Origin of the sequence: Streptomyces sp. NPDC057280 (assembly GCF_042668605.1) — a bacterium.
In the GTDB taxonomy this organism is placed as follows: Bacteria; Actinomycetota; Actinomycetes; order Streptomycetales; family Streptomycetaceae; genus Streptomyces.
In genome coordinates, this window is record NZ_JBHUYR010000002.1 from 1,640,512 (window position 1) to 1,665,727 (window position 25,216).

Annotated in this window: 26 protein-coding genes and 1 riboswitch; of the genes, 12 read left to right on the forward strand and 14 right to left on the reverse strand. The window is 71.8% G+C overall.

What is annotated here, in order from left to right:
* Window positions 1-40 precede the first annotated feature (40 nt).
* A riboswitch (cobalamin riboswitch) is annotated at window positions 41-182 on the reverse strand.
* Between the two features lie 272 nt (window positions 183-454).
* Complete coding sequence (locus tag ACFUO4_RS17995; RefSeq protein WP_383485464.1) at window positions 455-694, forward strand: DUF397 domain-containing protein; 240 nt, start codon at window positions 455-457, stop codon at window positions 692-694.
* Window positions 695-968: 274 nt separating this feature from the next.
* On the opposite strand, the gene ACFUO4_RS18000 is transcribed toward ACFUO4_RS17995, so the two are convergent.
* The 5 genes from ACFUO4_RS18000 to ACFUO4_RS18020 all read right to left on the reverse strand — a co-directional run bounded on the left by ACFUO4_RS18000 (window position 969) and on the right by ACFUO4_RS18020 (window position 5,116).
* On the reverse strand, window positions 969-1,415 hold the full coding sequence (locus tag ACFUO4_RS18000) for a hypothetical protein (RefSeq protein WP_383485467.1): 447 nt from the start codon (window positions 1,413-1,415) through the stop codon (window positions 969-971).
* 185 nt (window positions 1,416-1,600) lie between these two features.
* Window positions 1,601-2,458, reverse strand: a complete 858-nt coding sequence (locus ACFUO4_RS18005; protein ID WP_383485469.1) for a helix-turn-helix domain-containing protein — start codon at window positions 2,456-2,458, stop codon at window positions 1,601-1,603.
* A 259-nt stretch (window positions 2,459-2,717) separates the two neighbouring features.
* Window positions 2,718-2,939, reverse strand: a complete 222-nt coding sequence (locus tag ACFUO4_RS18010) for a hypothetical protein (protein WP_079308223.1) — start codon at window positions 2,937-2,939, stop codon at window positions 2,718-2,720.
* A 28-nt stretch (window positions 2,940-2,967) separates the two neighbouring features.
* Window positions 2,968-4,212, reverse strand: a complete 1,245-nt coding sequence (locus ACFUO4_RS18015; protein ID WP_383485472.1) for an anion permease — start codon at window positions 4,210-4,212, stop codon at window positions 2,968-2,970.
* Window positions 4,213-4,366: 154 nt separating this feature from the next.
* On the reverse strand, window positions 4,367-5,116 hold the full coding sequence (locus ACFUO4_RS18020) for a lysozyme (protein WP_383485475.1): 750 nt from the start codon (window positions 5,114-5,116) through the stop codon (window positions 4,367-4,369).
* A 198-nt stretch (window positions 5,117-5,314) separates the two neighbouring features.
* Between ACFUO4_RS18020 and ACFUO4_RS18025 the strand changes: the two genes are divergently transcribed.
* From ACFUO4_RS18025 to ACFUO4_RS18035, 3 genes are all read left to right on the forward strand, one after another.
* The gene (locus ACFUO4_RS18025) at window positions 5,315-6,046 is read left to right on the forward strand and encodes a class II aldolase/adducin family protein (protein WP_383485478.1); all 732 of its coding nucleotides are present in this window, start codon (window positions 5,315-5,317) and stop codon (window positions 6,044-6,046) included.
* A gap of 488 nt (window positions 6,047-6,534) precedes the next feature.
* Window positions 6,535-7,662 (forward strand): alpha/beta hydrolase family protein, encoded by a 1,128-nt coding sequence (locus ACFUO4_RS18030; RefSeq protein ID WP_383485481.1) that lies wholly within the window; start codon window positions 6,535-6,537, stop codon window positions 7,660-7,662.
* A 168-nt stretch (window positions 7,663-7,830) separates the two neighbouring features.
* Window positions 7,831-9,243 (forward strand): hypothetical protein, encoded by a 1,413-nt coding sequence (locus tag ACFUO4_RS18035; protein ID WP_383485484.1) that lies wholly within the window; start codon window positions 7,831-7,833, stop codon window positions 9,241-9,243.
* A gap of 9 nt (window positions 9,244-9,252) precedes the next feature.
* Here ACFUO4_RS18035 and ACFUO4_RS18040 read toward each other — a convergent pair whose 3' ends face one another.
* Window positions 9,253-9,666: a VOC family protein gene (locus tag ACFUO4_RS18040; protein WP_079308267.1), complete on the reverse strand. Its 414-nt coding sequence runs from the start codon at window positions 9,664-9,666 to the stop codon at window positions 9,253-9,255.
* A 118-nt stretch (window positions 9,667-9,784) separates the two neighbouring features.
* Window positions 9,785-10,678, reverse strand: coding sequence for a neutral zinc metallopeptidase (locus tag ACFUO4_RS18045; RefSeq protein ID WP_383485489.1), 894 nt, complete (start codon window positions 10,676-10,678; stop codon window positions 9,785-9,787).
* A gap of 189 nt (window positions 10,679-10,867) precedes the next feature.
* Here ACFUO4_RS18045 and ACFUO4_RS18050 point away from each other — a divergent pair, with 189 nt between their 5' ends.
* The 3 genes from ACFUO4_RS18050 (at window position 10,868) to ACFUO4_RS18060 (ending at window position 13,946) form a co-directional block, all read left to right on the forward strand.
* Window positions 10,868-12,466, forward strand: a complete 1,599-nt coding sequence (locus tag ACFUO4_RS18050) for an ABC-F family ATP-binding cassette domain-containing protein (RefSeq protein WP_383485492.1) — start codon at window positions 10,868-10,870, stop codon at window positions 12,464-12,466.
* Between the two features lie 335 nt (window positions 12,467-12,801).
* The gene (locus ACFUO4_RS18055; RefSeq protein WP_004002281.1) at window positions 12,802-13,023 is read left to right on the forward strand and encodes a helix-turn-helix domain-containing protein; all 222 of its coding nucleotides are present in this window, start codon (window positions 12,802-12,804) and stop codon (window positions 13,021-13,023) included.
* 128 nt (window positions 13,024-13,151) lie between these two features.
* Entirely contained in the window at window positions 13,152-13,946 is a 795-nt protein-coding gene (locus ACFUO4_RS18060; protein WP_079308218.1) for an enoyl-CoA hydratase/isomerase family protein, read from the forward strand.
* Between the two features lie 13 nt (window positions 13,947-13,959).
* Here the strand turns inward: ACFUO4_RS18060 and ACFUO4_RS18065 are convergent, their stop codons facing one another.
* A complete protein-coding gene (locus tag ACFUO4_RS18065) occupies window positions 13,960-14,643 on the reverse strand; it encodes a nucleopolyhedrovirus P10 family protein (RefSeq protein WP_383485497.1) in 684 nt (227 codons plus the stop codon).
* An 87-nt stretch (window positions 14,644-14,730) separates the two neighbouring features.
* On the opposite strand from ACFUO4_RS18065, the gene ACFUO4_RS18070 reads away from it, so the two are divergent.
* From ACFUO4_RS18070 to amaP, 5 genes are read left to right on the forward strand one after another with little or no spacing between them, the layout of a single operon-like run.
* Entirely contained in the window at window positions 14,731-15,195 is a 465-nt protein-coding gene (locus ACFUO4_RS18070; protein WP_383485500.1) for an Asp23/Gls24 family envelope stress response protein, read from the forward strand.
* A gap of 31 nt (window positions 15,196-15,226) precedes the next feature.
* Window positions 15,227-15,427, forward strand: coding sequence for a hypothetical protein (locus ACFUO4_RS18075; RefSeq protein ID WP_059197240.1), 201 nt, complete (start codon window positions 15,227-15,229; stop codon window positions 15,425-15,427).
* Window positions 15,424-15,798, forward strand: a complete 375-nt coding sequence (locus tag ACFUO4_RS18080) for an Asp23/Gls24 family envelope stress response protein (RefSeq protein WP_383485504.1) — start codon at window positions 15,424-15,426, stop codon at window positions 15,796-15,798. The genes ACFUO4_RS18075 and ACFUO4_RS18080 overlap by 4 nt, the downstream gene beginning before the upstream one ends.
* Complete coding sequence (locus ACFUO4_RS18085) at window positions 15,795-16,451, forward strand: DUF6286 domain-containing protein (RefSeq protein ID WP_383485507.1); 657 nt, start codon at window positions 15,795-15,797, stop codon at window positions 16,449-16,451. The genes ACFUO4_RS18080 and ACFUO4_RS18085 overlap by 4 nt, the downstream gene beginning before the upstream one ends.
* Window positions 16,448-17,035: an alkaline shock response membrane anchor protein AmaP gene (gene amaP, locus ACFUO4_RS18090; protein ID WP_383485510.1), complete on the forward strand. Its 588-nt coding sequence runs from the start codon at window positions 16,448-16,450 to the stop codon at window positions 17,033-17,035. Before ACFUO4_RS18085 ends, amaP begins: the two co-directional genes overlap by 4 nt.
* 52 nt (window positions 17,036-17,087) lie before the next feature.
* On the opposite strand, the gene ACFUO4_RS18095 is transcribed toward amaP, so the two are convergent.
* From ACFUO4_RS18095 to ACFUO4_RS18120, 6 genes are all read right to left on the reverse strand, one after another.
* On the reverse strand, window positions 17,088-17,843 hold the full coding sequence (locus tag ACFUO4_RS18095) for an SDR family oxidoreductase (protein WP_079308214.1): 756 nt from the start codon (window positions 17,841-17,843) through the stop codon (window positions 17,088-17,090).
* Window positions 17,844-17,848: 5 nt separating this feature from the next.
* Window positions 17,849-19,636, reverse strand: coding sequence for a glycoside hydrolase family 15 protein (locus ACFUO4_RS18100; RefSeq protein ID WP_383485514.1), 1,788 nt, complete (start codon window positions 19,634-19,636; stop codon window positions 17,849-17,851).
* 236 nt (window positions 19,637-19,872) lie between these two features.
* Complete coding sequence (locus ACFUO4_RS18105; RefSeq protein ID WP_383485517.1) at window positions 19,873-20,676, reverse strand: SURF1 family protein; 804 nt, start codon at window positions 20,674-20,676, stop codon at window positions 19,873-19,875.
* 69 nt (window positions 20,677-20,745) lie between these two features.
* Window positions 20,746-20,979 (reverse strand): hypothetical protein, encoded by a 234-nt coding sequence (locus tag ACFUO4_RS18110; RefSeq protein ID WP_079083468.1) that lies wholly within the window; start codon window positions 20,977-20,979, stop codon window positions 20,746-20,748.
* Window positions 20,980-21,243: 264 nt separating this feature from the next.
* Window positions 21,244-22,251: a DEDDh family exonuclease gene (locus tag ACFUO4_RS18115; RefSeq protein ID WP_383485521.1), complete on the reverse strand. Its 1,008-nt coding sequence runs from the start codon at window positions 22,249-22,251 to the stop codon at window positions 21,244-21,246.
* A 104-nt stretch (window positions 22,252-22,355) separates the two neighbouring features.
* Entirely contained in the window at window positions 22,356-25,181 is a 2,826-nt protein-coding gene (locus tag ACFUO4_RS18120; RefSeq protein ID WP_383485524.1) for an MXAN_6230/SCO0854 family RING domain-containing protein, read from the reverse strand.
* Window positions 25,182-25,216: the final 35 nt, after the last annotated feature.

Here is a 25,216-nt window from a genome sequence, read left to right on the forward strand (position 1 = left end):
GCATGGCGACATGTCCTCACTCAGGGTGTCCACGCCCTGGTTCGACGAGACCGGCGGTGGGAGTTCCTGGCTCCCGGGGCTACCTACCCCGGTGACAGTGGCGGGACCGCGCCGGATTCACACCGGACTTCCTCCCTGGCCGCCGTACTTGGCCCCGGCAGTCCACCACGGGCCCGGAAGAGCCGTCAACTCGCTGTTGACCTGCGAAGGGAGAGTGTGCTGAGGCCCACAGAGCGGGATGGCGGCGGCCATGACGCGTCCACGCCGTCCCGAAGGGGAAAGAGACCTGAGAGAGTCGCACAGGGAACCGGCGGGCAGTACGAACGAACAGGGCAGAACCGGCTGTTTCGGGTCGGTGACCACGAGCTACCTTCGCGGCCCCAGGGCGGAGCGATACGCTGCTGCGAGAGACGGGTCGCGTCGAGGTGCTGACACTCGGTAGGGGGAGGTCGGCGTGATCGACGGGCATCCGTCCGAGCGGCAGGCACAGCTGCATGAGCAGGCGCAGCTGCGATGGCACAAGAGCAGCTACTCCACCGTTCCCAGCGAGGACTGCCTGGAGCTGGCGGTGGACGAGGAAACCGTACGAGTCCGTGATTCGAAGTGGCGCCAGGGGCCCGGGCTGACCTTCGGTCGTAATGCCTGGGGGACCTTCCTGGGGCGGCTTGTGTCCCCGGAGCGGGACGGCCGGTGACGGTCCGTCCTGCGTGACGGGAGGGGTGGGCAGATGCGCGGCGGGCGGACGAGGGATGTCTCGTCACCACGGATCCGGCGGACCACGAGCGGCACGACGAGACTTGAGATCGCCGTGGCGGTCGTGGTCTGCGTGGGATCCGGAGTGCTCGCGGTGGCAGGCGGGGCCGCGATCGCGCTGCTGGTTCCGGGGCGCGATGCGCGAGCGGTCGTCTGGGCGGGCGTGACGTTGGTGCTGGCCGCGGCGGCCGGACTGTGGTGGGGCGGGGCGCCGTTCACCGTCCGGCCTCGGAATCCGGCGCGCCGCCCTCGGGGGCGGGGGAGCGGGCCGGAGCGGCCCGCTGACCGGGAAGCCTCGGCGGATCTGACGAAGCAGCGGCGTCGCTGACCTCCCGGCCGCGGTCCCGGTCCTCGGATGCCTCGGAGCCGTCCATGAGCAGACGGGCTATCAGGAGGAAGACACCGACCACCACGCATGCGGCCAGCACGAGGAGCAGGAGCAGGGTCCAGACGCCCAGGGACGTGACAGGCTGGCCCTGAACGGCCTTGGTGACCGGAACACCGGCGATCAGGAACAGCAGCCCGGTCCCCGAGCCCAGCAGCCAGGCCGCGGTGCGCTGCCTGATCTGCTGGTCCGCGGTCGCGCGCTCCCTCCGCATCTCCTGCTCCGCTCGCTGTTTCTCGATGCGCCCGAGGTTGTCCGTCCAGTCCGGGTCGCGCATCGCTGCGGATCGCAGTGCGACATCGTCGGTGGGCGGCTCGCCCTCCTCCGGCTCAGCGGCCGGGCCTGGCTCTACGGCTGTTTGAGGGACGTGCGTGGACACAAGCCGGCGCCACCCCTCGTGTAACCTGTCGAAGACCCACATAGGCCCTCCTTGACGCCGCCCGGTGCCGTACCCGCCCGGGTTCAGCTGGTACGCATGCCTGTGCTGATCTCGTCGATCAGTTCGATGACCTGGTCGCCCTCGTACGCGGCGCCGCTGATTTCCGCGAAGCTCTCCTGGTAGCGCGCGATGAGTTCGATGTCGTCACGGCTCGTCACGCTTCCGGTACTTCCCTCGATGTAGAGCAGATCGTCGTCGTCCTTGAAGGTGAGCAGTACGAAGGGGGCTGTCGAGCCGAAGAAGGAACCCGCCGTGAAGGGGAGGAGTTGCAGGTTCACCCGGGGGTGCTGGGCGAGTGTCTTGACGTGCTCCAATTGGCGGCGCATGACCGAAGGGCCGCCGACGTGCCGGCGGAAGACCGACTCGTCGACGACGAAATGGGCGCGCGGCCCCTCCTCGTCGTCGAAGACGCGCTCCTGGCGGGCGGTCCTGAGTTCGACGGCCCGGCGGGCCTGTGCCTCGCCGGTGCGGCCCTTGAGCAGTGCCTCGGCATAGTCCTCGTTCTGCAGAAGAGCGGGAAAGACGACGGGGTTGAACGCCTGGATCGTGATTGCAGAGCTCTCGTACCCCAGGTACTGAGCGAACTGCGAGCTGATCATGTCCCGGTACTCCGCCCACCAGGACTGTCCCTTGGAGCCGCGAGCCGCCTCTTCCAGATCGGCGATCAGTACTTCATCCACGACCTCGTACTGCTGGAGGAGTGCGCGCAGGTCGGTGACTGAGACGCTGACCGTCCCCGCCTCGATCCGGATGATTTTGGAAAGTGACCACTCCAGGGCCTGAGCGGCTTCGAGCTGAGTCATCCCGGTTGCTTCACGGGCTCGGCGTAGCTCGATGCGGAGCCTGCGCCTGTTGAGGCTCGGATCGACTTCCCTGGCCATGATGTTCCCTCTTCCGTACTGCTCGATGCGTGAGTGAGTTCGGAAGCCATCGAAGCGACAGCGGGCGAACAGACGCCAGTTCTTTGGGCGCTATTCGTATGAGCGTATGTCAGTTGAGCAGTACTCAGTATGACACATGTCTTTTCGGTACCTTCCGATGTGACGCAGACCCTAGCAACGGTGGCCGATCGGTGGGCGTCAACACAGAACCGCGCCCCCGGACGGTGAGGTCCGGGGGCGCGGTAAAGGTGTCGGTCGGTCAGGCCACGATCAGATAGATCCCGTACCCCACCGCCGCCGCACACGCGGCGAAGCAGGCGTACGCGCCGGTCACGGCGAAGGCGGCCGTGCCGCCCTGGGCCGATGCCCGCTCCTGGCGGGAGAGGCCCATGATGCCGAGGGTGAAGAGGGCCACGAGGGCCACGGTGACGACGAGGCTGACGCCGAAGACGGAGCCCAGTGCTTGCCAGTCGATCTTCATGGTGCTTGCTTTCCTTCGTCGCTGGGGCTCAGACCGCGGCGGCCGGCGGTGCGGCCGGTTCCGCGGTGGCCGCTGCCGGGGCGGGGATCGTGGCGGTCAGGTCGTCCACCACCGTGCCCGCCGGGGGCGGGGTCACGGCCGCGATCGCCGTGGTGACCACGCCGGCCGGCTCGTCGGTGTCGTTGACGTTCGACGCGTCCACGACCTCGCGGCGCGAGATCTTCCAGATGGCCGCGCTGGAGGCGATCAGGAAGACCGCGACCACCGCCGTGCCCCAGTCGCCGAGGTCGCACACGGACTCGGCCAGCGCACCCACCAGGGCGGCCGCCGGGAGCGTGAGACCCCACGCCACGAACATCCGCGTCGCCGTCGACCAGCGGACCACGCCGCCCTTGCGGCCGAGGCCCGCGCCCATCACCGAACCGGAGACGGAGTGCGTGGTGGAGAGGGAGAAGCCGAGGTGCGAGGAGGCCAGGATGACCGTCGCCGCGCTGGTCTGGGCCGCGAAGCCCTGCTGCGGCTGGAGGTCGGTCAGGCCCTTGCCCATCGTGCGGATGATGCGCCAGCCGCCCAGGTAGGTGCCGAGCGCGATGGCCAGGCCCGCCGAGAGGATGACCCAGGTGGGCGGGTCGGAGTCGGGCGCGACGGCGCCGCCGGCAACGAGGGCCAGGGTGATGATGCCCATCGTCTTCTGCGCGTCGTTCGTGCCGTGGGCGAGGGACACCAGGCCGGCCGAGGCGATCTGGCCGGCGCGGAAGCCCTTGGCGGCCGACTTGCCGTCCGCCTTCTTGCCGAGCGTGTAGGAGAACCGCGTGGCCAGCATGGCCGCGATGCCCGCGACCAGCGGGGCCGCGATCGCCGGGATGAGGACCTTGGTGACCAGGACGTCACCGTGGACCGCGCCCGTGCCCGCCGAAGCGATGGTGGCGCCTATCAGACCGCCCATGAGGGCGTGCGAGGAGCTGGAGGGGAGTCCGACCAGCCAGGTCAGCAGGTTCCAGAGGATCGCGCCCACCAGGGCCGCGAAGATCACCTCAGGACGTATGCCGCTCTCGTCGACGAGACCCTTGGAGATCGTGTTGGCGACCTCCACGGAGAGGAAGGCGCCCACAAGGTTGAGCGCGGCGGACATGGCCACCGCGACCTTGGGCTTGAGCGCACCGGTCGAGATGGTCGTGGCCATCGCGTTGGCGGTGTCGTGAAAACCGTTCGTGAAATCGAACGCGAGTGCGGTTACCACCACAATCGCGAGGATCAGCGAGAAGTTTTCCATTTACCCAGGCAATCGTTCGAGCGTCATTGGCTCATTGAAGGTAGGTAACCAGGGTGAACGGAAGATGAACTGAGGCGGGCCGCACGGTGTCTGGAACCGAGGGTTTTCCCTCCGGTGTCGCCGACGCCCGCCGCACGGCCCGTGCGCCGCACGGTCACGCGCCCCGGGCGAACTTCCTCAGCTGTGCCGCCGAGCCGTTGAAGAGATTCTGGTCACCCGGCAGGTTGCCGCTGTTGTCGTACTGCCAGAGCGTCCAGTACGACCATCCGTTCGGCAGCGATCCGGCGTCCGCCGCGTCGTAACGGGCCACCCACAGTGCGTGATTCGCGGCGAACGCGCGGCTGCCGCCGGTGCAGACGTTCCACCAGTGGGCGGTCGTGTAGATCACCGGGCGCCGGCCGGTGAGCCGCTTGACCTCGTTGCTGAAGGACTTGATCCAGCTGACCATCGCGGCCTTCTTCAGGCCGTAGCACCGGTGCTTGCCGTCGTACGGGTTGTATTCGATGTCGAGCGCCGGCGGCAGCGTCCAGCCGTCCGCGCTCCAGCCGCCGCCGTTGTTCACGAAGTACCGCGCCTGCGCCTTGCCCGACGACTTGTCCGGCAAGGCGAAGTGGTACGCCCCGCGGAGGAGTCCCGCGGCGCGCGATCCGGTGTACTGCTGGTCGAAGTACGGGTTGCGATAGGTCCGGCCCTCGGTCGCCTTGATGTAGACGAACCTGGCGCCCTTGCTCTTCGCGCTCTGCCAGTCGACGTTCTTCTGGTGCGAGGAGACGTCGTGCCCCTTCGGCTTGCCCGCCGCCGCGGCCGGGAACTCGGCCAGTGCGGTTCCCGAGAGGGCGAGGGCGGCCACGGAGGCCGCGAGGACGCGGGCGCGGTGGCGGGACGGTTTGCGATCACGAGCCATATTTCCCCCCGGAATGGCGACGTGCACGACAAATCAGGCAGCGAGATTACTGGAAGATCAGGGAACCTTCGGTGATGTCTGGCCAAGCTGCGCAAGAGGGTGATGTATCCGTAGATGCGTACTTCCGGACGCCGTGCCTCCGCCCTAAAGTGCCCCGGCCCGGCGGTGCGCGAGAGGCCTGCCTGGGAGGATCGCGACATGGCTGAGCAGCGGCAGGAGCAGCGGGACGGACGGGACGACCGGGAGGGCGCGCGGACCGTGGGCGAAGCGTGGGGGCGCGGTGTGCGCGAGGAGGAGGCCCGCGCCTGGGAGCACCTCGTCGCCACCGCCCGCCGCACCGTCACCGACGGACTCGTCGTCGGCACCTCTGGCAACGTCTCCGTCCGCGTCGGCGACACCGTGCTGGTCACGCCGTCGGGAGTGCCGTACGACCGGCTGACGCCGGACGACGTCACCGGCGTCGACCTCGACGGCCGGCAGGTCCTCGGCACGCTGGTCCCGACCAGCGAACTGCCCATGCATCTCGCCGTCCACCGCGCCACCGACGCCCGCGCCGTCGTCCACACCCACGCCGTCCACGCGACGGCCGTCTCCACGCTCGTGCCGGAACTCCCCGCCGTCCACTACATGTCCGGCGCGCTCGGCGGCGCCGTCCGGGTTGCCCCGTATGCGACGTACGGCACCGAGGAGTTGGCCGAGAACATGCTCCACGCCCTCGCCGACCGCACCGCCTGCCTCCTCCAGAACCACGGCACGATCACCTACGGCGACACCCTCGACCAGGCCTTCGACCGCACCGCCCAGCTGGAGTGGATGTGCCGCCTGTGGCTGACGGCGTCCTCGGTACCGGGCCTGACCCCGAGCCTGCTGTCGCCGGAACAGGTGGCCGAGGCGGGGGAGAAGCTACGGGGGTACGGTCAGCCCGGCTGACGCCCACCGCCCACGGAGATCGACGGCCCCTGACTTCCACCGCGAGCGAACCCGGTCGCGACGACCTCCCGCCCCGACGGCACTCGCCCGCGACGATGCCCCACAGAACGATGCCCCGCCGCACCCCACCAACCCGGCGCCCCGACCTCGCCCGAGCCCCTCCCAACGCGCCGTCTCCGGGCACCGGACCCTGCCCGCGCTGCCTCCGACGCGCCGTCTCCGGGCATCGGACCTCGCCCGCGCTGCCCCCAACACGCCCTCTCCGGGCATCTGACGTCGCCCACGCCTCCCGGCACCGGACCTCGCCCGCACCGCCCCCAACCCACCCCCTCCCGGCACCCGACGCCACCCGCTACCCCCAACAGGCCCCCTCCCGGCACCGGACCTCGCCCGCGCCGCCCCCCCCACGCACCCCCTCCCCGCACCCGAAGTCACCCTCACCCGCCCTCCCACTGGCCCCCACCCCGCTCCACCCGGACACTGGACGGGTGCGCACTGTCAAAGCGACGGCCGCCGCCGTCACCGTGGCCCTGGCCGCCGGAGCCGCGAGCGTTGCCGCCGGGCGGCTCGCCAGCGACGCCGCTCTCAAGGCGCCCCCGGGCCGGCCCCTGCCCAGCGAACCCCGGCTCACCGTGCACGCCACGGCCGCCGGCCAGATCGCCCTGACCCGCGACCTCGCCGCCCTGCGGCCCGGCACGTACGGCCTCGCCGGCGACGGCAGCCATGCGGTGGTCGGACCCGTCCTCGGCACCGCCTCCCACTCCGCCGACACCGTCGTACGCCGCCTCGAACGCGTCACGCACGGCACCCTCGAACCCGGCGACAAGGTGTGGTTCACCCCTCAGGTCCACGCCGGCGACCCGCGCTCCGCCCTCGGCCTCGACCATGCCGACGTCGAGATCCCCGGCGAACTCGGCACCCTGCCCGCGTGGTTCGTGCCCGGCGCCCGCGCCACCTGGGTCATCGCCGTCCACGGCCTCGGCGCCACCCGCGAACTCTCCATGAACGTCATGCGGTTCCTCGTCGACCGGCGCTTCCCGGTGCTCGCCCTCGGCTACCGCGGCGACCTCGGCGCACCCCGGCAGCCCGACGGCCTCAACCACCTCGGCGAGACCGAGTGGCGCGACCTGGACGCCGCGATCCGCCACGCCCTGCGCAACGGCGCCCGGAACGTCGTCCTGCTCGGCTGGTCCACCGGCGCCACCATGGCGCTGCGCGCCGCCGCCCACTCCGGCGTCCGCGAGCGCATCAGGGGCCTGATCCTGGACTCCCCGGTGCTCAGCTGGGAGACCACCCTGCGCGCCCTCGCCTCGGCCAACCGCACCCCGGGCGCCCTGCTGCCCCTCGCCGTCCGTGCCGCCCAGGGCCGCACCGGACTGCACGGCGACCGCCTCGCCGAAGCCGTCGACCCCGACCTGCTCAAGGTGCCCACCCTGATCCTGCACGGCCCGGACGACACCGTCGCCCCCTGGTCCCTCTCCCGCCGCCTCGCCGCCACCCGCCCCAACCTCGTCGCCCTCCACACCGTCCCGCACGCCCCGCACGGAGCCATGTGGAACGCCGACCCGACGGGCTACGAAGAGGCGCTCCGCCGTTTTCTGACGCCGCTGATGTAGCTGATGTAACGGTCCTCCGCCGACGGTCGCGAAGGTTCCGTTTAAGGCCGTACCACTGGCCTGATCCCGGTCCCCGAGCCCCCGCCGCGACCCGTGCGTTGGCCATCCCCGTAGCCCGCCGTTACATTCCGTTTGGGTTTTCGGACCGTCAACCGGAAGACTGCACCCGTGACGTCCCGTATCCCGCGCGACTCCAGGCTTCGACTCGTCCGCACGCGACCCCTGGCCGCCGCCCCCCGAGCGATGAACCAGCGGCGCTCGCGCCGCCCCGCACCCCGCCCCCCGGAGGGCACCCCGGCACAGGCCGAGTTGGCCAGAATGGCTCGCTCCGGCCTCGCCGGCGCGGCCCGCGTCGCCCACTGGGCCGACGCCGCCCTGGGCCCCGGCCGGGACGGCGGCCGAGCCGACGGCAAGGCCACCCTCTCCGACGAGACCGCCGAACGGGCCGCCGCCGACCTGGGCCTGACCCCGGCTCAGATCCGCGCCGACTGGGACACCGCCCGCCTCGCCGGCCTCGTGGAGGTGCACGGCGACAGCGCCCGCCCCGGCTGGCGCCTGCGCGCCTGGGACCGCGACGACAGCGCCGTCCTGCGCGGCTGGGTCGCCCTCTTCGACGCCTGGTCGCTGGCCCACCCCGAACCCGCGGACCACGAGCCCGCCGCCGTCGCCGAGGTCGTCTCGGCCATGCCGCAGGTGCTCTCCTTCCTCCAGCTCTCCGCCGGCCCCGTGCCCGTGGAACAGCTCCTGGACCTCCTGGAGCAGCGCGTCACCGAACTGCGCACGGAGCGCTGCGAGATCCCCTACGGCCCGCGGCCCGACCCCGCCGCACAGCCCGAGCCCCAGCCGCAGCCCGCGGACGCCCCCCTCGAACCGCTCCTCGACTGGGCCCTGCACGCCCTGGCCTCCGTCGGCGCCCTCACCTACGGCGACGGCCAGGCCACGCTCACCCCGCTGGGCAGCTGGGCGGTGTGGGTCAAGCTGGAACAGATCTGCGTCGCCGCGCAGAGCCCCGCCGGCAACATCGAGGTCGGCGCCGAGGAGATGCTCCGCGGCTGCGCACAACTGCGTCCCAACGCCGCCCGCGCCGAGTACCGGGCCTGGCTCGCCGCCCGCCCCGTCGGCAGCGCCGTCACCGAACTCATCGACGCCGCCCGCGGCGAGGACGCCCTGCTGCGCGGCCTCGCCTTCGAGGCGCTGCGGGTCGTCGGCGCCCCCGCCGAGCCCGACGTCCGCGCCGTGGCCGACGAGCCGACGCTGCGGCCGTACGCCCTGCTGTGGCTCGCCGAGCACGACGGCCACGACCCGGAGGACGCCCACGAGGTGCTCACCCGCGAGGAGGCCACCTGGCTGTGGGTCGACACCGCGGCCGCCGTCGCCGACCACGGAGAGGCCCCGCTGCTGGTGCGCCACCTGGAGTCCGCGGTGCAGCCGACCGTGCCCATGCTCCTCGACGAGGTGCGGGCCGTCGGTCACCCCCGCACCGTCCAGGTCCTGGTCGCCCTCGCCGCCGCCCACCCCGACCCGGCGCTGGCCAAGGCGGTCCGCCGGGCGGCCTTCCAGGTGCACACCGGCCGCAGCTGAGGCAGGGACCTAGCCGCCTATCTCCGGCGTATAGGTCCCGAAGCTCCAGATGTTGCCCTCGACGTCACGGGCCATGTAGTCCCGCGCTCCGTAGTCCTGGTCGGTCGGGGGCATCAGGATCTCCGCGCCCTGCTCCACGGCGTGCCGGTGGTGTGCGTCGACGTCGGCCACGGCGACGTACACCCCGGTCGTGCCCGCGTCCTTCATCGCCGCGTCGAAGAGACCCCCGCGGCCCTTGGAGCCGACCATCACCGCGCCGTTGCCCTGCACCAGCTCGGCGTGCAGCACCGAGCCGTCCTCGCCCTCGTACACCGACAGCTCGGTGAAGCCGAACGCCTCCGTCAGCTGCCGGATCGCCGCCTTGGCGTCCGCGTACAGCAGCGTCGGGTAGATGCTGGGCCGCCCACCGCTCGTGCCTGCCATGCCGATCACTCCCTCGTGATCCGGAAACACTCGGAAATCGACGAATCCCGATGTGCGGCCCAGTCTTGCAGCGACCACTGACAATCACCCGTGACCAGCTGAAACCCCCGCACACCGGTCAGCGGAAGGTGTTGCACTGCGCCATGTCGCCGCTCTCGTACCCCGTCCGGAACCACTGCTGCCGCTGCGCCGCCGACCCGTGCGTCCACGACTCCGGCGTCACCCGCCCCTGGAACCGCTCCTGGATCCGGTCGTCGCCCACGGCCGCCGCCGCGTCCAGGCCGTCGGCGATGTCGGCGGCGGTGAGGCTGGTGATGAGGGGCCGCCCGGTCGACTCGTCCTTCGTGGTGGTCGCGTGGTGCGCCCACACCCCGGCGTAGCAGTCCGCCTGGAGCTCGACCTTGACCGCGTTGCTGCCCGCGCCGGTGCGCCCGTCCTGGGACCGGCCCAGCGTGCCCGTCAGGTCCTGCACGTGATGCCCGTACTCGTGCGCGACGACGTAGGCCTGTGCGAAGGCGCCGCCGCTCGCGCCGAACTTCGAGCGCAGCTCGTCGAAGAAGCCGAGGTCCAGATAGACCTTCCGGTCACCGGGGCAGTAGAACGGCCCGACCGCGGAGGTCGCCGACCCGCACGCCGTGCCGACCCGCTCACTGAAGAAGACGGTGGGGGTGCGGGAGTACACGCCGTTGCGCCGCGCGAACTCCAGGTCCCAGTAGTCCTGCACGCTGTTGACGACCGCGACCATCCGGCAGTCGTCCCGGGTGTTCGCGTCCTGCCCGGTACGGCAGGACTGCTGGACCTGCGCGAGGCCGGAGGACGTGGCGGCGGGCCGGCCCCCGCCGCTGTCGCTGAGCCCCAGTTGGTCGGGTCCCACCCCGAGGAACAGCCCCAGCAGCAGCGCGATCAGACCGGCGATGCCCCCGCCGACGGTCGCCCTGCCTCCGGGGATGCGGCTGCCGCGCACGTCCTGGACCTCGGAGGTGTCCAGTCGGGCGTCGTCGTCGAACTGCATGCCGCCATCGTGATCCACGGCTCCGGCCCCCGCACCCGGAGCACACCGCGGGTCCCGAACACCCGCACCCAGAAAAAGTGCTTGCATGCCCCCGTTAGACTTGGCCCATGGCCATTCTCCTCGCGCATTAGACGGCGGGAACGTCCTCAGCCGCCCACAACCGTCATACACACGCCCTGGAGTCTGTCCGTGATCTCCGCCACCGGTATCGAGCTGCGCGCCGGCGCCCGAGTCCTCATCGAGTCCGCCACCTTCCGTGTCGCCAAGGGCGACCGCATCGGCCTGGTCGGCCGCAACGGCGCGGGAAAGACGACCCTCACCAAGTGCCTCGCCGGTGAGGGCATCCCCGCCGCCGGCCAGATCACCCGCTCCGGCGAGGTCGGCTACCTCCCGCAGGACCCTCGCACCGGCGACCTCGACGTCCTCGCCCGCGACCGCATCCTCTCCGCGCGCGGCCTCGACGTACTGATCCGCAAGATGCGCGAGAACGAACAGCGCATCGCCAACGGCCAGGGCGCCACCCGCGAGAAGGCGCTCAAGCAGTACGAGCGCCAGGAGACGGAGTTCCTCACCAAGGGCGGGTACGCCGCCGAGGCCGAGGCCGCCACCATCGCCGCCGCGCTGAACCTTCCCGACCGGGTGCTCGGCCAGCCGCTGCACACCCTCTCCGGTGGTCAGCGCCGCCGTATCGAGCTGGCCCGCATCCTGTTCTCGGACGCGGACACGCTGCTGCTCGACGAGCCCACGAACCACCTCGACGCCGACTCGATCGTCTGGCTGCGCGACTACCTCAAGACCTACCGCGGCGGCTTCATCGTGATCTCCCACGACGTCGACCTGGTCGAGACGGTCGTCAACAAGGTCTTCTACCTGGACGCCAACCGCGCCCAGATCGACGTCTACAACATGGGCTGGAGGCTCTACCAGCAGCAGCGCGAGGCCGACGAGAAGCGCCGCAAGCGCGAGCGGCAGAACGCCGAGAAGAAGGCCGCCGCCCTGCACTCGCAGGCCGACAAGATGCGCGCCAAGGCCACCAAGACGGTCGCCGCGCAGAACATGGCCAAGCGCGCCGACCGGCTGCTGGCGGGCCTGGAGGCGGTCCGGGTCTCCGACAAGGTCGCCAAGCTCCGCTTCCCGGAGCCGGCGCCCTGCGGCAAGACCCCGCTGACCGCCGAAGGCCTGTCGAAGTCCTACGGCTCGCTGGAGATCTTCACCGACGTCGACCTGGCGATCGACAAGGGATCGAGGGTGGTCATCCTCGGGCTCAACGGCGCGGGCAAGACGACGCTGCTGCGGCTGCTCGCCGGTGCCGAGCAGCCGGACACCGGTGCCGTCGTCCCCGGTCACGGCCTCAAGATCGGCTACTACGCCCAGGAGCACGAGACCCTGGACCCCGACCGCACGGTCCTGGAGAACATGCGCTCGGCCGCCCCCGACATGGACCTCGTCGAGGTCCGCAAGGTGCTCGGCTCCTTCCTGTTCTCCGGCGACGACGTCGACAAGCCCGCGGGCGTCCTCTCCGGCGGTGAGAAGACCCGGCTCGCCCTCGCCACCCTGGTGGTGTCGTCGGCGAACGTGCTGCTCCTGGACGAGCCCACCAACAACCTCGACCCCGCCAGCCGCGAGGAGATCCTCGGCGCGCTGCGCACCTACAAGGGCGCCGTCGTCCTCGTCACCCACGACGAGGGCGCCGTCGAGGCGCTCCAGCCGGAGCGGATCATTCTGCTGCCGGACGGTGTCGAGGACCTGTGGGGTGCCGACTACGCGGATCTGGTCGCCCTGGCTTGATCGAATGCGTGATCCACGGCGTATGGATCATTCGGCTTACCGGTGATCCATCATCTGTGTGAGATCTCCTCGTACCGGGGTGTGTCCTACATCCATTTCGCGGCCGATCCCTTTGTCGACAAGGGGTCGGCCGTCGCACGTCTCTGACCTGCCCGTTCACAAATGAACCCGTTCGGCGGTACGAACGCGCCGTGATGGAATCCCAGATTCCGTATGTGGGGATGCGCTCCTGTCGTCACAACCTTGTCTTACGGACCTTGCCGAATGGGTGGCCAGGAAGCCCGGGAGGGGTGATCATGAGGAGACCAGAGCGCACTTCCCATGAGGAGGCACGGGTGGCCGAGACTCTGAAGAAGGGCAGCCGGGTGACCGGCGCCGCGCGCGACAAGCTCGCGGCAGACCTGAAGAAGAAGTACGACTCCGGTGCGAGCATCCGGGCGCTGGCCGAAGAGACCGGCCGCTCGTATGGCTTCGTACACCGGATGCTCAGCGAGTCGGGCGTCACGCTTCGTGGGCGTGGCGGCGCGACCCGGGGCAAGAAGGCCGCGTCGTCCTGATTCCGGGCGGCCCCTCGGCTTCGATGGTGGCCACCCGGTCGGTCGGCTGACCGTCCGGGTGGTTACTGTGCAGTCACTTAGCTGTGCCGTGTGGCACGGCGGATGACCGCACTCATCGGAGGCGCCCCATGGGCCAGGAACTCGTTCCCCTGCTCGACAAGGACGGCGTACGGCTCACCGTCGAGGACACCCTCGCCACGGTGACGCTGACCAACCCGGCCAAGCTCAACGCGCAGAGCCCCGCTCTGTGGCGGGCGCTCGCCGCGGCGGGTCGGCTGGTGCCGGGCTCCGTCCGGGTCGTCGTGCTGCGCGGTGAGGGCAAGTCCTTCTCCGCGGGGCTCGACCGGCAGATGTTCACGCCGGAGGGGATCGAGGGCGAGCCGTCGTTCATCGACCTCGCCCGCAGTGGTGACGCCGAACTCGACGCTGCCATCGCGGAGTTCCAGGAGGGCTTCACCTGGTGGCGGCGGAGCGACATCGTGTCCATCGCCGCCGTCCAGGGGCATGCCATCGGGGCGGGCTTCCAGCTCGCGCTCGCCTGCGACCTTCGCGTCGTCGCCGACGACGTGCAGTTCGCCATGCGCGAGACCAGCCTGGGCCTGGTCCCGGACCTCACGGGCACGAACCCGCTCGTCTCCCTCGTCGGCTATGCCCGTGCGCTGGAGATCTGCGCCACCGGACGCTTCGTCCTGGCCGAGGAAGCCGTCACCACCGGCCTGGCCAACATCGCCGTCCCCCGGGACCAGCTCGACGACGCCGTACGCGACCTCGCCGGCGCCCTGCTGGCCGCGCCGCGGGACGCCGTCATCGAGACCAAGGCGCTGCTGCGTGGCGCCCAGGACCGCACCTACGACGAGCAGCGCGCCGCCGAGCGCGCCGCACAGGCACGCCGACTGCGCGACCTGGCCGGCATCGGCGAATAGCCCCCACAGGCGTTCACCCGACCGCGGTGACCAGCACCGCCACCGTCGGATGACCGGGAAGCGCCTTCCCCACCTGCTCGCGGACCGCCAGGGCCACATCCAGCGCCCGGTGGTCCGCGTCGACCGCCACCTCCACCCGGACGTGGCCTCGCGGCAGGGCCGCCTCGCTCCGCACCGCCTGCCCCAGCGCGGCGGTGACCCCCGCCACGCCGGGCACCGCGAGGGCGGCGGCCGCCGCGGGATCGTCGGCCACCACGGCCGACGGCGGCTCGGGCCGCCGCCGTACCGGCTCGGCCTCCGGCTCCTCGTCCAGCAGAGCCGTCACCTCCAGATCGACCTCCGCCACCGCCAGCCCCAGCAGCTCCGTGGCCGCGGTCGCCAGACCCGTCCGCAGCCGGTCCGCCGTCGTCGGCAGCGGCTCCCGCGCGGTCGCCGCGAACCCCGCCGAGACCCGCAACGGCCCCGGCGGCAGGGCGCTCGGCGGCGGCGGTACGACAGGCTCGCGCGCCGCCTCCGGATCGACGAGCGCGATCCGCAGCGACTCCAGGCGTACGCCGCGCATCCCCCGTACCGCACGCCGCAGCACCGCCTCGGCCGCCTCCTCCGCGATCCACGCGCCGTCACGCGCGCCACCCAGGGGCAGCAGCCTGCCGAGGCCGAGCTGATGCCGTACGGACTGTGTCCACCGGTCGGTCATTGCTCCAGCCTGCCGCATCCCCGGCGCGCGCGGGCGCAACCCCACTTACGGTGGTTCAAGGACGACGATCGAAAGGGATGTACGGCGATGACAGAGCAGACGCAGACTCCCGACATGGAACCCGCCACGCAGCCCCGCAAGGCCGTCAAGCGCGGCGGCGGCGACCCGGCGACCCGGGGACGGACCACCATCGCCGACGGGGTCGTGGAGAAGATCGCCGGGCTGGCCGCCCGGGACGTCCTCGGCGTGCACGCCATGGGCAGCGGGCTCTCCCGCACCTTCGGGGCCGTCCGCGACCGGGTGCCCGGCGGCTCGAAATCCGTGACACGGGGCGTGAAGGCCGAGGTCGGCGAGGTGCAGACCGCACTCGACCTGGAGATCGTCGTCGACTACGGCGTGTCGATCGCCGACGTGGCCCGGGCCGTCCGGGAGAACGTCATCGCGGCCGTGGAGCGGATGACCGGCCTGGAGGTCGTCGAGGTCAACATCGCGGTCAGCGACGTGAAACTGCCCGAGGAAGAGGACGACGAGCCGGAGCCCCGGATCCAGTGAAGGGTCTCCGGGCGGCTGAGGGGAGTGCGGCATGAGCATGGCCGTGGTCGGCATGATCGCCGGTATGGCGCTGGGCTTCGCCGGGTACTTCGGCGGGTTCGGGGCCTTCCTGCTGGTGGCGGCCCTGGGCGCGATCGGGTTCGTCGTCGGCCGCTTCATGGAGGGAGACCTGGAGATCGGTGACTTCTTCCGCACCCGTGACGACCGCCGCGACCGGCAGGGACCCAGATGACCGCAGAGGCCGGTGAGCTCCGCAGACCCCTGCCTGTCGTACCGCCCGGCGAACGCGGCGCGACGCGGATCGCCGACCGGGTCGTGGCGAAGATCGCCTCGCAGGCGGCGCGCGAGGTGATCGGCGAGGTCCCCGACGAGGCCGCGCCCGCGCACGCCACCGTGGTGGTCCACCACGACACGGCGCGCGTCCACGTCCACCTCGAACTCGGCTACCCCACCGACATCGGCGCCCGTTGCGCCCGCGTGCGTCGACATGTCGTGGAGCGGGTACGCGCGTTGGTGGGAATGGAGGTGTCGGAGGTCGCGGTCCAGGTCGAACGGCTGCATCTGACCCCGGCGCACGGCGCGGCACAGGGGAGGACGCGATGAGCGAGCCCCAGGGCTCCGAGGGCACGACGCAACGACTGCCGGTTCTGGAGAAACTGACCGAACCGGACCCCGCACCACCACCGGCCCTCGAAAGCGACGTCGGCAGCGGCCACAGCGGCCGTTTCTGGTCGCCCCGGCGCGTCCCCGCGGCCGTCGTCGCGGTGCTGCTCCTCGCCGTCGCCGGGCTCTTCCTCTACGACATCACGGCCGTCCGCGCCGAACAGCCGGCCATGCGCTGGCGCCGCGAACTGGCGACCCAGCTCGCCGAGCGGCCCCTGGACGACACCTGGGTCCTCGTCGGTGCCGGCGTCGCCGCCGCCCTCGGCCTCTGGCTGATCGTCCTCGCCGCCACCCCCGGACTGCGCCGCATCCTGCCCATGCGGCGCACCCACGCCGACGTACGGGCCGGCCTCTACCGCGAGGCCGCCGCCCTGGTCCTGCGTGACCGGGCCGTCGAGGTCGCCGGCGTGCAGTCGGTGCGGGTCCGGCTGTCCCGCGCCAAGGCCGACGTCAGCGCGGTCTCGCACTTCCGTGAACTGGACGACGTACGCGCAGACCTGGACGCCGTGCTGGGCGATGCGATCCAGGGACTGGGCCTGGCCCGGCCGCCGTCGCTGTCGCTGCATGTGCGGCGGCCCGGGAAGAAGGGGTGAGGGCCGTGCTCAGGGGTGTCAACCGGGTGCTGCTGGGCCTGACCGGGCTCTTGCTGGTCGTCGTGGGCGGCGCGGTGCTGGCCGTGGGGCTGGGCGCGAACCCGCCCTCCTGGTGGATCCACGACAGTCGTCACGACGTACTCCTCGACACCGCCGAACGCACCCGCTGGCGGGACGCCGGCTGGTGGTGGCCGACGGTCCTCGGCGTGCTCGCGGTCCTCGTCCTGCTCGCCCTGTGGTGGCTGGTCGCGAACCTGCGCCGGCACCGCCTCACCGAGGTCCTGGTGGACACCGGCGACGGCGAGGGCGCGCTGCTGCGCGGCCGGGCGCTGGAGGGTGTACTGGCCGACGAGGCCACGCGGTTGGATGGCGTCGCCCACGCCCATGTGCAGCTGACGGGCCGGCGCGACGCCCCGGAGACCCGCGTACGGCTCCAGCTGGAACCGCACGTGGACCCCGGGACGGCACTGACCCACGTAACGGCTGAGGCCCTGACACACGCTCGCAATTCGGCGGCCCTGGAGTCTCTGCCGACAGAGGTCCGCATGAAGGCCGTCAAGCATCGTGCTGAAAGGGTCAGCTGAGGCTCTTGAGGGGCGCGGGGAACTGCGCGCTCAACCCCCACCGGCCCGCAGCTCAAAAACCGTGCCGCATGCCCCCATCAACGGGCAGCATGATCCCGGTCAAATAGGAAGCCGCAGGGGAGAGCAAGAACGCCGCCGTACGCCCGAACTCCTCCGGCGTCCCGTACCGCCGCAACGGAATCCGCGCCTCATTGGCGGCCCGGGTGGCCTCCGGATCCGCGGACAACCCGTCCAGCTCGCGCACGCGATCCGTGTCGATCCGCGACGGCAGCAGGCCTACGACGCGAATCCCGCGCGGCCCCAGCTCGTCCGCGATCGACTTCGCGAAGCCGGCGAGCCCCGGCCGCAGCCCGTTGGAGATCGTCAGCCCCGGAATCGGCTCGTGCACCGAGCCCGACAGCACGAACCCGATGACACCTCCCGCCTCCAGTTCCTCCGCCGCCGCGCGAGCGAGCCGTACCGCGCCCAGGAACACCGACTCGAACGCGCTGGTCCAGTGCTCGTCCGTGTTGTCCGCGACGAACCCCGGCGCCGGGCCGCCCACGCTGATCAGGATGCCGTCGAAGCCGCCGAAGCTCTCCCGCGCGGCCGCGATCAACCGGGCCGGCGCCTCCGGGTCGGCGTTGTCGACGGCCACCCCGATGGCGTTCGGCCCCAGCTCGGCCGCCGCGTCGGCGACCCGCTTCTCGTCGCGCCCGGTCAGTACCACCTTCGCCCCGTCGGCGACCAGCTCGCGCGCGGACGCGTTCCCGAGACCGCGGGTGGCCCCGGTGACGACGTACACCCGGTCCTTCAGTCCAAGATCCATGGCCCCTATCCTGCCTCCTCGTCCCCGAACAGGGCGAGGGCGGTGTTCACCAGCCCGATGTGGCTGAACGCCTGCGGGAAGTTGCCGAGCTGGCACTCGTGCGCCGGGTCGTACTCCTCGGACAGCAGCCCCACGTCGTTGGCCAGCCCCACCAGCCGCTCGAACAGCTCGCGGGCCTCCTTCGTGCGGCCCGTCATGTGCAGGGCGTCCGCGAGCCAGAACGAGCACACCAGGAACGTGCCCTCGTCGCCCGGCAGCCCGTCGACCGTCGTGCCGTCGGTGCTGTAGCGGCGCAGGAAACCACCGTGGTCCAGCTCCTCGCGGATCGCGTCGACGGTGCCGATCACGCGCGGATCGTCGGGCGGCAGGAAGCCGACGCGGGGGATGAGGAGCAGGGAGGCGTCGAGCTCGCTCGAACCGTAGGACTGGGTGAAGGTGTTGCGCTCGGCGTCGAAGCCCTTCTCGCACACCTCGCGGTGCACCTCGTCGCGCATCTTCCGCCAGCCGTCGATGTCGCCCTGCAACTCGGGGTGCTCCTCCGCGGCGCGCACGGCCCGGTCGGCGGCCACCCACACCATCACCTTGGAGTGGACGAACTGCCGGCGCCCGCCGCGCACCTCCCACAGCCCCTCGTCGGGCTGCCGCCACGCCCCACGCAGGAAGTCCATCAGGGCGCACTGGAGGGACCACATGTGCGGCTTGGTGGACAATCCCGAACTCCGGGCCAGCGAGAGGGAGTCCATGACCTCGCCGTACACGTCCAGCTGGAGCTGCTTCACGGCCTCGTTGCCGATCCGCACCGGTGCCGAGCCGCGGAAGCCGGAGAGCCAGGGCAGCTCGAACTCGGGCAGCCGCCGCTCGCCCGCGAGGCCGTACATGATCTGCAGGTCCGCCGGATCGCCCGCGACCGCCCGCAGCAGCCAGTTGCGCCAGGCCTCGGCCTCCTCCTGGTAGCCCGCCGACAGCAGTGCGCCGAGGGTGAGCGTGGAGTCGCGCAGCCAGCAGTACCGGTAGTCCCAGTTGCGTACGCCGCCCAGTTCCTCCGGCAGTGAGGTGGTGGCCGCGGCGACGATGCCGCCGGTCGGGGCGTAGGTGAGGGCCTTGAGCGTGATCAGGGAACGCAGGACGACGTCCTTGTAGGGGCCGTCGTAGCGGCAGCGGGCCGACCACGCCTGCCAGTCCTCGACGCTGGTGCGCAGGGCGTCGAGCGGGTCGGTCTCCGGCGGGCGCGGCTCGTGCGAGGGATGCCAGGTGAGGACGAACGACACCTTCTCGCCCTTCTTGACGGTGAACTCCGAGTGCGTGCCGAAGTCCTCGCCCCAGGTGTGCACCTCGGGTTCGCTGCGCAGCCACGCAGAGTCCGGTCCGGCGACGGCGACCCGGTGCCCGTCGGTCCTGCGCATCCACGGCATGATCGAGCCGTAGTCGAAACGCAGCCGGAGCGTGCTGCGGACGGTGACCTCGCCGCTGAGGCCCTCGACGACGCGTACGAGGTCGGGGGCACGGTCGCGCTGGGGCATCAGGTCGGTGACCCGCACCGAGCCGGTGTCGGTCTCCCACTCGGTGTCCAGGACGAGGGTGCCGGGGCGGTAGGCGCGGCGGGCGCACCGGTCCGGGCCGTCGCGGGGCGCGATGCGCCAGTGGCCGTTGTTCTCGTCACCGAGCAGCCGGGCGAAGCAGGCGGCCGAGTCGAAGCGGGGCAGGCAGAGCCAGTCGACGCTGCCGTCCTTGCCGACCAGGGCAGCGGTCTGTTCGTCGCCGATGACGGCGTAGTCCTCGATACGGGGGTGCACGGGATGCGGGTTCCCGGAGGGGTGCCGGGGCAATCCGGGGTGGAGCCGCCCGAGTGAAGTCGCTGGCGGGCTCGGACGGCGGGTCCTGGAGGGATGTCGGCCAGCAGGCTCGGACGGCGGGCCGCCGAGGGATGTCGGTCGGCAGGCAGTCGGGGGATGTCGGGCGGCAGGCCTCAGTCGGCGGGCCGCCGGGGGATGTCGGACGGCGGGCCGTCAGTGATTCCGGACGGCGGGCCTCAGACGGCGGTCGGTTCCGTCTCCGGCTCCGCGCCCGACTCCTTCTCCGCCTTCTCCCGGCGGTCCCGCGTCTCGCGTCGCACCAGCACGACCCAGCCGATCGGCACGGCCGCGGCGAACAGCCACCACTGGTAGGCGTACGCGTAGTTCAGCGCGGCGTTCTCCATGCCGGGCTTGCTGCCCAGCAGCTCCGGGGTGTCGCCCTTGGGCTCGGGCGCGGTCTGGGCGATGTAGCCGCCGAGGACGTCGGCGCCGAGCCGCCTCGCCTCCTGCGCGCTGTTGATCAGCATGATCTGGCGGTCGGGCAGGCCCTTGAGGTCCTTGATGCCGCTCGCCTCGGTCGTCTCGTCGGGCATCAGGCGCCCGGTGACGGTGATCTCGCCGCGCGGGGGAGCGGGGATCTTCGGGAACGCGGTCTGGCTGGGGCCGTCCGCGGCGATCCAGCCCCGGTTGACCAGCAGCACCTTGCCGTCGTTCAGGACGAACGGGGTCAGCACGTGGTAGCCGACCTCGTCGTCGGAGTTGGTGCGGCGGCGGACGACGACCTCGTGATCGGTGTCGAACCGCCCCTTCGCGGTCACCGAGTGGTACCGCTCCTTGCTGGTCACGGTGTGCCCCGGGGACGTCAGCGTCTCCACGGGCACCGGCTTCGCGTCCAGCGCGTCGGAGACCAGCTGGTTGCGGGCGGTGCGCTCGTCGTAGCGGTGCATCTGCCAGATGCCCAGCCTGATCATCGTGGGGATGAGAAGGAGGGCGACCAGCGTGAGGATCACCCACTGCCGGGACAACAGGAAGCGGTACACCCCACGACGGTACAACTCGGGCCGTGGGGTGTTCGCACAGGGGTGTGCCGGATCCGGCCGGACCGGTGGTCAGACCCGGTCGACGATGCCCACCTTCCCCTCCGCGCGGGCGCAGTGCGCACCGCAGAACCAGTGGCCCTCGACCTCGACGCCCTGGCCGATGATCTGGACCCGGCAGTGCTCGCAGATCGGGGCCATGCGGTGGATCGCGCAGGAGAAGCAGTCGAAGACGTGGACCGCGCCCTGGGCGTGCACCTCGAAGGTCATGCCGTAGTTGTTGCCGCAAACTTCGCAAGTCGCCATGCGCCACAGGGTGAGCCGTCGGCCGGGCGCGGGCGAGCGGCGGCGGGGCGAGTCGCGACGCAATCACCCGTCCGTACGGTCCCGCCTCCGACGCCGGCGCCGGCGCCACGCGCGCGGGCGGTCCGCCATCCGGCGCGGGTGCCGCCCGTCCGTGCGGTCCGTCATCCGGCGGGGATGCCTCCTGTTCGTGGGTCCGTCATCCGGCGGGGATGCCTCCTGTTCGTGGGTCCGTCATCCGACGCTGACCGCCGCCCGTCCGTGCGGTCAGTCTTCAGACGCCGGTGCCACGTTGCCCAGGAGCTGGCCGAACGCCGCCTCGTCGACGACCGGCGTGCCGTACTGCCGGGCCTTGACGACCTTCGACGTGCCCGAGTCGGGGTCGTTGGTGACGAGGAGGCTGGTCAGTCGGGAGATGCTCGTGGCGACATGCAGCCCGGCCTCGATCGCGCGGTCCTCCAGCAGGTCGCGCTCGGTCGAGGTGTCTCCGGAGAACGCGACCCGCATGCCCTGCTTGAGCGGTTTGCCCTCTTCGTAACGCCCCGGGTTGGGATAAGGGCATGCAGGCCTTTTGCGTGCCGGGCGCCAACTGGTCGGCCGATAGCTGCTGTAGCCGCCGTACCCGCCGCCACCGCCGCTGCTCTGCTGCCGGGGCACCGCCCGGTCCGTCCACTCCGTCAGCGGCCGGCACTCGTGCAGCGGCAGCCGGATGCTCCGCGAGGCCGCCGCCCTGAGGCTCGGCCGGAACGCCTCCGCCAGCACGCGCGCGTCGTCGAGCGCGTGGTGCGCGCGCTGCTGGACGACGCCGAAGTGGGCGGCCAGCGACTCCAGCTTGTGGTTGGGCAGCGGCAGCGCGAGCTCCTTGGACAGCGCGATGGTGCACAGCCGCTGCCGCACCGGCGCCTCGCGCTCCGCGCGCGCGTACTCCCGGGCGATCATCTGCCAGTCGAAGACCGCGTTGTGCGCGACGAGCACCCGGCCCTCGAGCCGCGCCGAGAACTCCTCGGCGATGTCCTGGAACAGAGGCGCGCCCTCCAGCACGTCGCTCGTCAGACCGTGGATCCACACCGGGCCCGGGTCGCGCTCCGGGTTGACCAGCGTGTACCAGTGGTCCTCGACCTCGCCGCGCGCGTCCAGCCGGTAGACGGCCGCGGAGATTATCCGGTCGTCGCGGGCCAGTCCGGTGGTCTCCACGTCAACGACCGCGTATCCCTTCGGATACGCGGCCGGCCACTGGGTGGGGGTGGACGCCTCGGCGGTACGGTCTTCGAGCATGGTCCCTGAGGATACGGGCCCCCACTGACAGTCCCGCGCCCACCCGTCCCGCAACCCTGCTCCGGTGCCCGGCACTTCACTGCTCTTCCAGCGGGCTCGAATCCTCAGCCCAGCGCCGCCACCAGATCCCCCGCCGCCAGCGCTTCGAGCCCGCAGCCGTCGACCGGCCCCGGCAGCAGCCGGTACGCCGACCCGGTCGCGCCGGCCGGTGCCACGCCCCCGTGCACGAGCGCCAGGAACACGTGCCGGTGTGACGCGGCTTCACCCGCGAGGGCGTCGGCCGTCTCGGAGGGTTGCCGCGCCTCGGGCGCTTCGAGGTCGCGCACGCGCGCGGCGAACGCGGTGTCCGGCTCCCCTTCCTGCCGCCGGTAGCGCCACAGTTCGTCCAGGGCGCGCGGATGCGGTGCGCGCCGTATCACCGCGACCTCGTCGCCGCGCGCGGCCGCCCGCCACACCGCCAGGTCCCACAGGGTCGTACGGCCCGACGCGAAGTACTGGTGCAGGTCCTGGGCGACCCGGCCGAGGTCGGCGCCGTGCCGGTAGAGGCTGTGGAAGCCTTCGTCGGCCGGGAGGTGGAGGTCGGTCCACAGGAACGTACGGCGGTCGAGGTCGACCAGCATCGGGACGTGGATGCGCGAGTCGCCCACCAGGTCGTAGCGCTGACGGACCGTACGCGGGTCGTACGACGCGTTCCGGTCCTCCTCGGCCGCGGACGGCAGCGCCATGAAGCCGGCGAAGGCGTCCAGGAGGTCGTCGAACGCGATGTCGTTGAAGCTGAAGACGACCGGCAGGGCGTAGCGCACACCGCGCTCCGCGAGTGCCGCCAGGTCCAGGTCCACGTACTCGGTCGCTCCGTCCGGCGCGGGCGCCGACACCAGGTCGCCGGAGTGGACGGCCGAACGGCCGTCGTGGACGAGGCTCGTGTAGTCGCACAGGCCCGCGAAGTTCCACTCGGCGTCGTAGAAGGCCACCGACAGGTCGAGGTCCACGCGCTGCTTGGCGGGCTCCGTCCAGTGCAGGAAGAGCCGCAGCACCTCGCCCTCGGGCAGGGGTTGCGTGCTGCCGCGCGGGACGGTGACGAGGGCCTTGCTGGCGGCGGTCTCGGCGGCGGGTACCGCGAGCCCGGTGAGCGCCGAGTCGAGCACGGACAGGTCGAGACGGGGCTCGTCGTGCCGGCCGAGGCGGCGCAGCGCCTCCGCCTCCAGCAGGTCGCAGACCGCCTCCGTCACCTTCGGCGACAGCGGCACGCGCGTGTCGTCGATCGTGAACGAGTGCGTCACCTGGCCGCGCGGGAAGAACACCCGCCGCCCGCCCGGGAGATGGCGGATGCGCATCCGCCCGAGCACGGCGAGCAGCGGCCCGGGGCCGGCCTTGGGCAGTACCCGGCGCAGCACGTCACGGCATTCCTCGGGCAGTACGTCGAGTTCGCGCAGCCGCAGCAGGTGGTCGAGGCGGCGCAGCAGCTCGCCGGGGCGCTGGGCGAGCAGATCGAGGGCGCCCTCGAAGTCGGCTTCCTGCAGCGCCTGTTCGACGCGTGCCGTCCAGGTTGCCGGTCTGATGCGGGTTCCGGCCGTCGGCGTCGCGGTGGGCTGTCCTGCGATCGTCCGCGTCGCGGGCTGTTCCGCGGTGGTCGGCGTCGCGGTGGGCTGCTCGGCGATCGTCCGCGTCGCGGGCTGTTCCGCGGTCGTCGGCGTCGCGGTGGGCTGCTCGGCGATCGTCCGCGTCGCGGGTTGTTCTGCGGTCGTCCGCGTCTCGGTGGGCTGTTCCGCGGTCGTCCGTACCGCGTCCCGGTGGGTCACCCGCACCGCGTCGGGATGCTGCGCGGCCGTCCGCAGCAGGGCCTCCCCGAGGGCGCCCTCGGAGACGTCCGTGGCGCGCAGGACCGCGAAGGCGAGCGCGGCCTTCGGGTGGCGCGCGTGCTGCTCGTACGGGTGCAGGATCTCGGCGGCGCGCTTCCAGGCGCCCGGGTGCCTCAGCACGTCCTCGACCAGCGACGGCATCGCCAGTCCGTCGAGGACGCCGAGCAGCCGGCGCCGCAGCGGGCGCGGGAGCGAGCGCATGCGCGGCGGCTCCAGGAGGTCACCGTCGCCGCCGGACCACACGCACAGCAGCCGCAGCACGTCCGTCGCGGTCGTGAGCTGCGTGTCGAGCAGCTCGGTGGCCCCCACGCGCGTGTGCCGGTCGAGCAGGAGCATGCCGAGGGCCAGCGCCTTGGTCTGCCGCACCGGGACGTCCTCGGGGAACCAGCCCAGGTCGGCCGGTGCGTGCGCCAGCAGGATCTTCACGTCGTCGCGGTCCTGCGGCGGCAGCGGGGTCCGCCGGGCCAGCAGCCGCAGCAGCGCCCGCACCGCGTCCGCCCGGGAGTCCTTGCCGAGCGCGAGCAACTTCAGCGGGCCGACGCCGACTTCACGCGCGTGACGCGGTGCCGCGGGCTTCAGGAAGGGGTCGTCGCGGTCGATCCGGCGGTGGCAGATCGGGCAGCCCGCGTAGTCCGCGCCGTCCCAGCACTCCCGGCACACCAGATGCGCGCACGGGGACACGGGGTGCACGCTGCCGACCGTGCCGCACAGTACGCACGGCTGCTTCGGCCACTGCAGCAGCAGCGTGAAGACGCGGTCGACGAACAGCTGGAAGGTGTCGTCGGGCACCGAGGCCGGGAAGCTGCGGAACATCGGCATGTGGGTGCGGTCCGCGCCCAGTTCGGCGTCGATGTGCCGGACGAGCTGCTTGCCCGCGTCCGCGAGCCCGGCGGGCCCCAGCCAGGCGAGCGCCGCGTGCAGCTCCGCCGTCGGTGCGAATCCCCGGTCCAGCAGCTCGGCTTCGAGCGCGACGAGCCCTGGTGCCGTCGACGGGTCGCCCGGACGCGGCCCGGCCTGGTCGACGTAGACGGTACGGAGGCGGCGGAGCAGCACGGACGACAGTACGGACAAGCGGAAGCCCCCTGGGGGAAGGTGGAGAGAAGTCT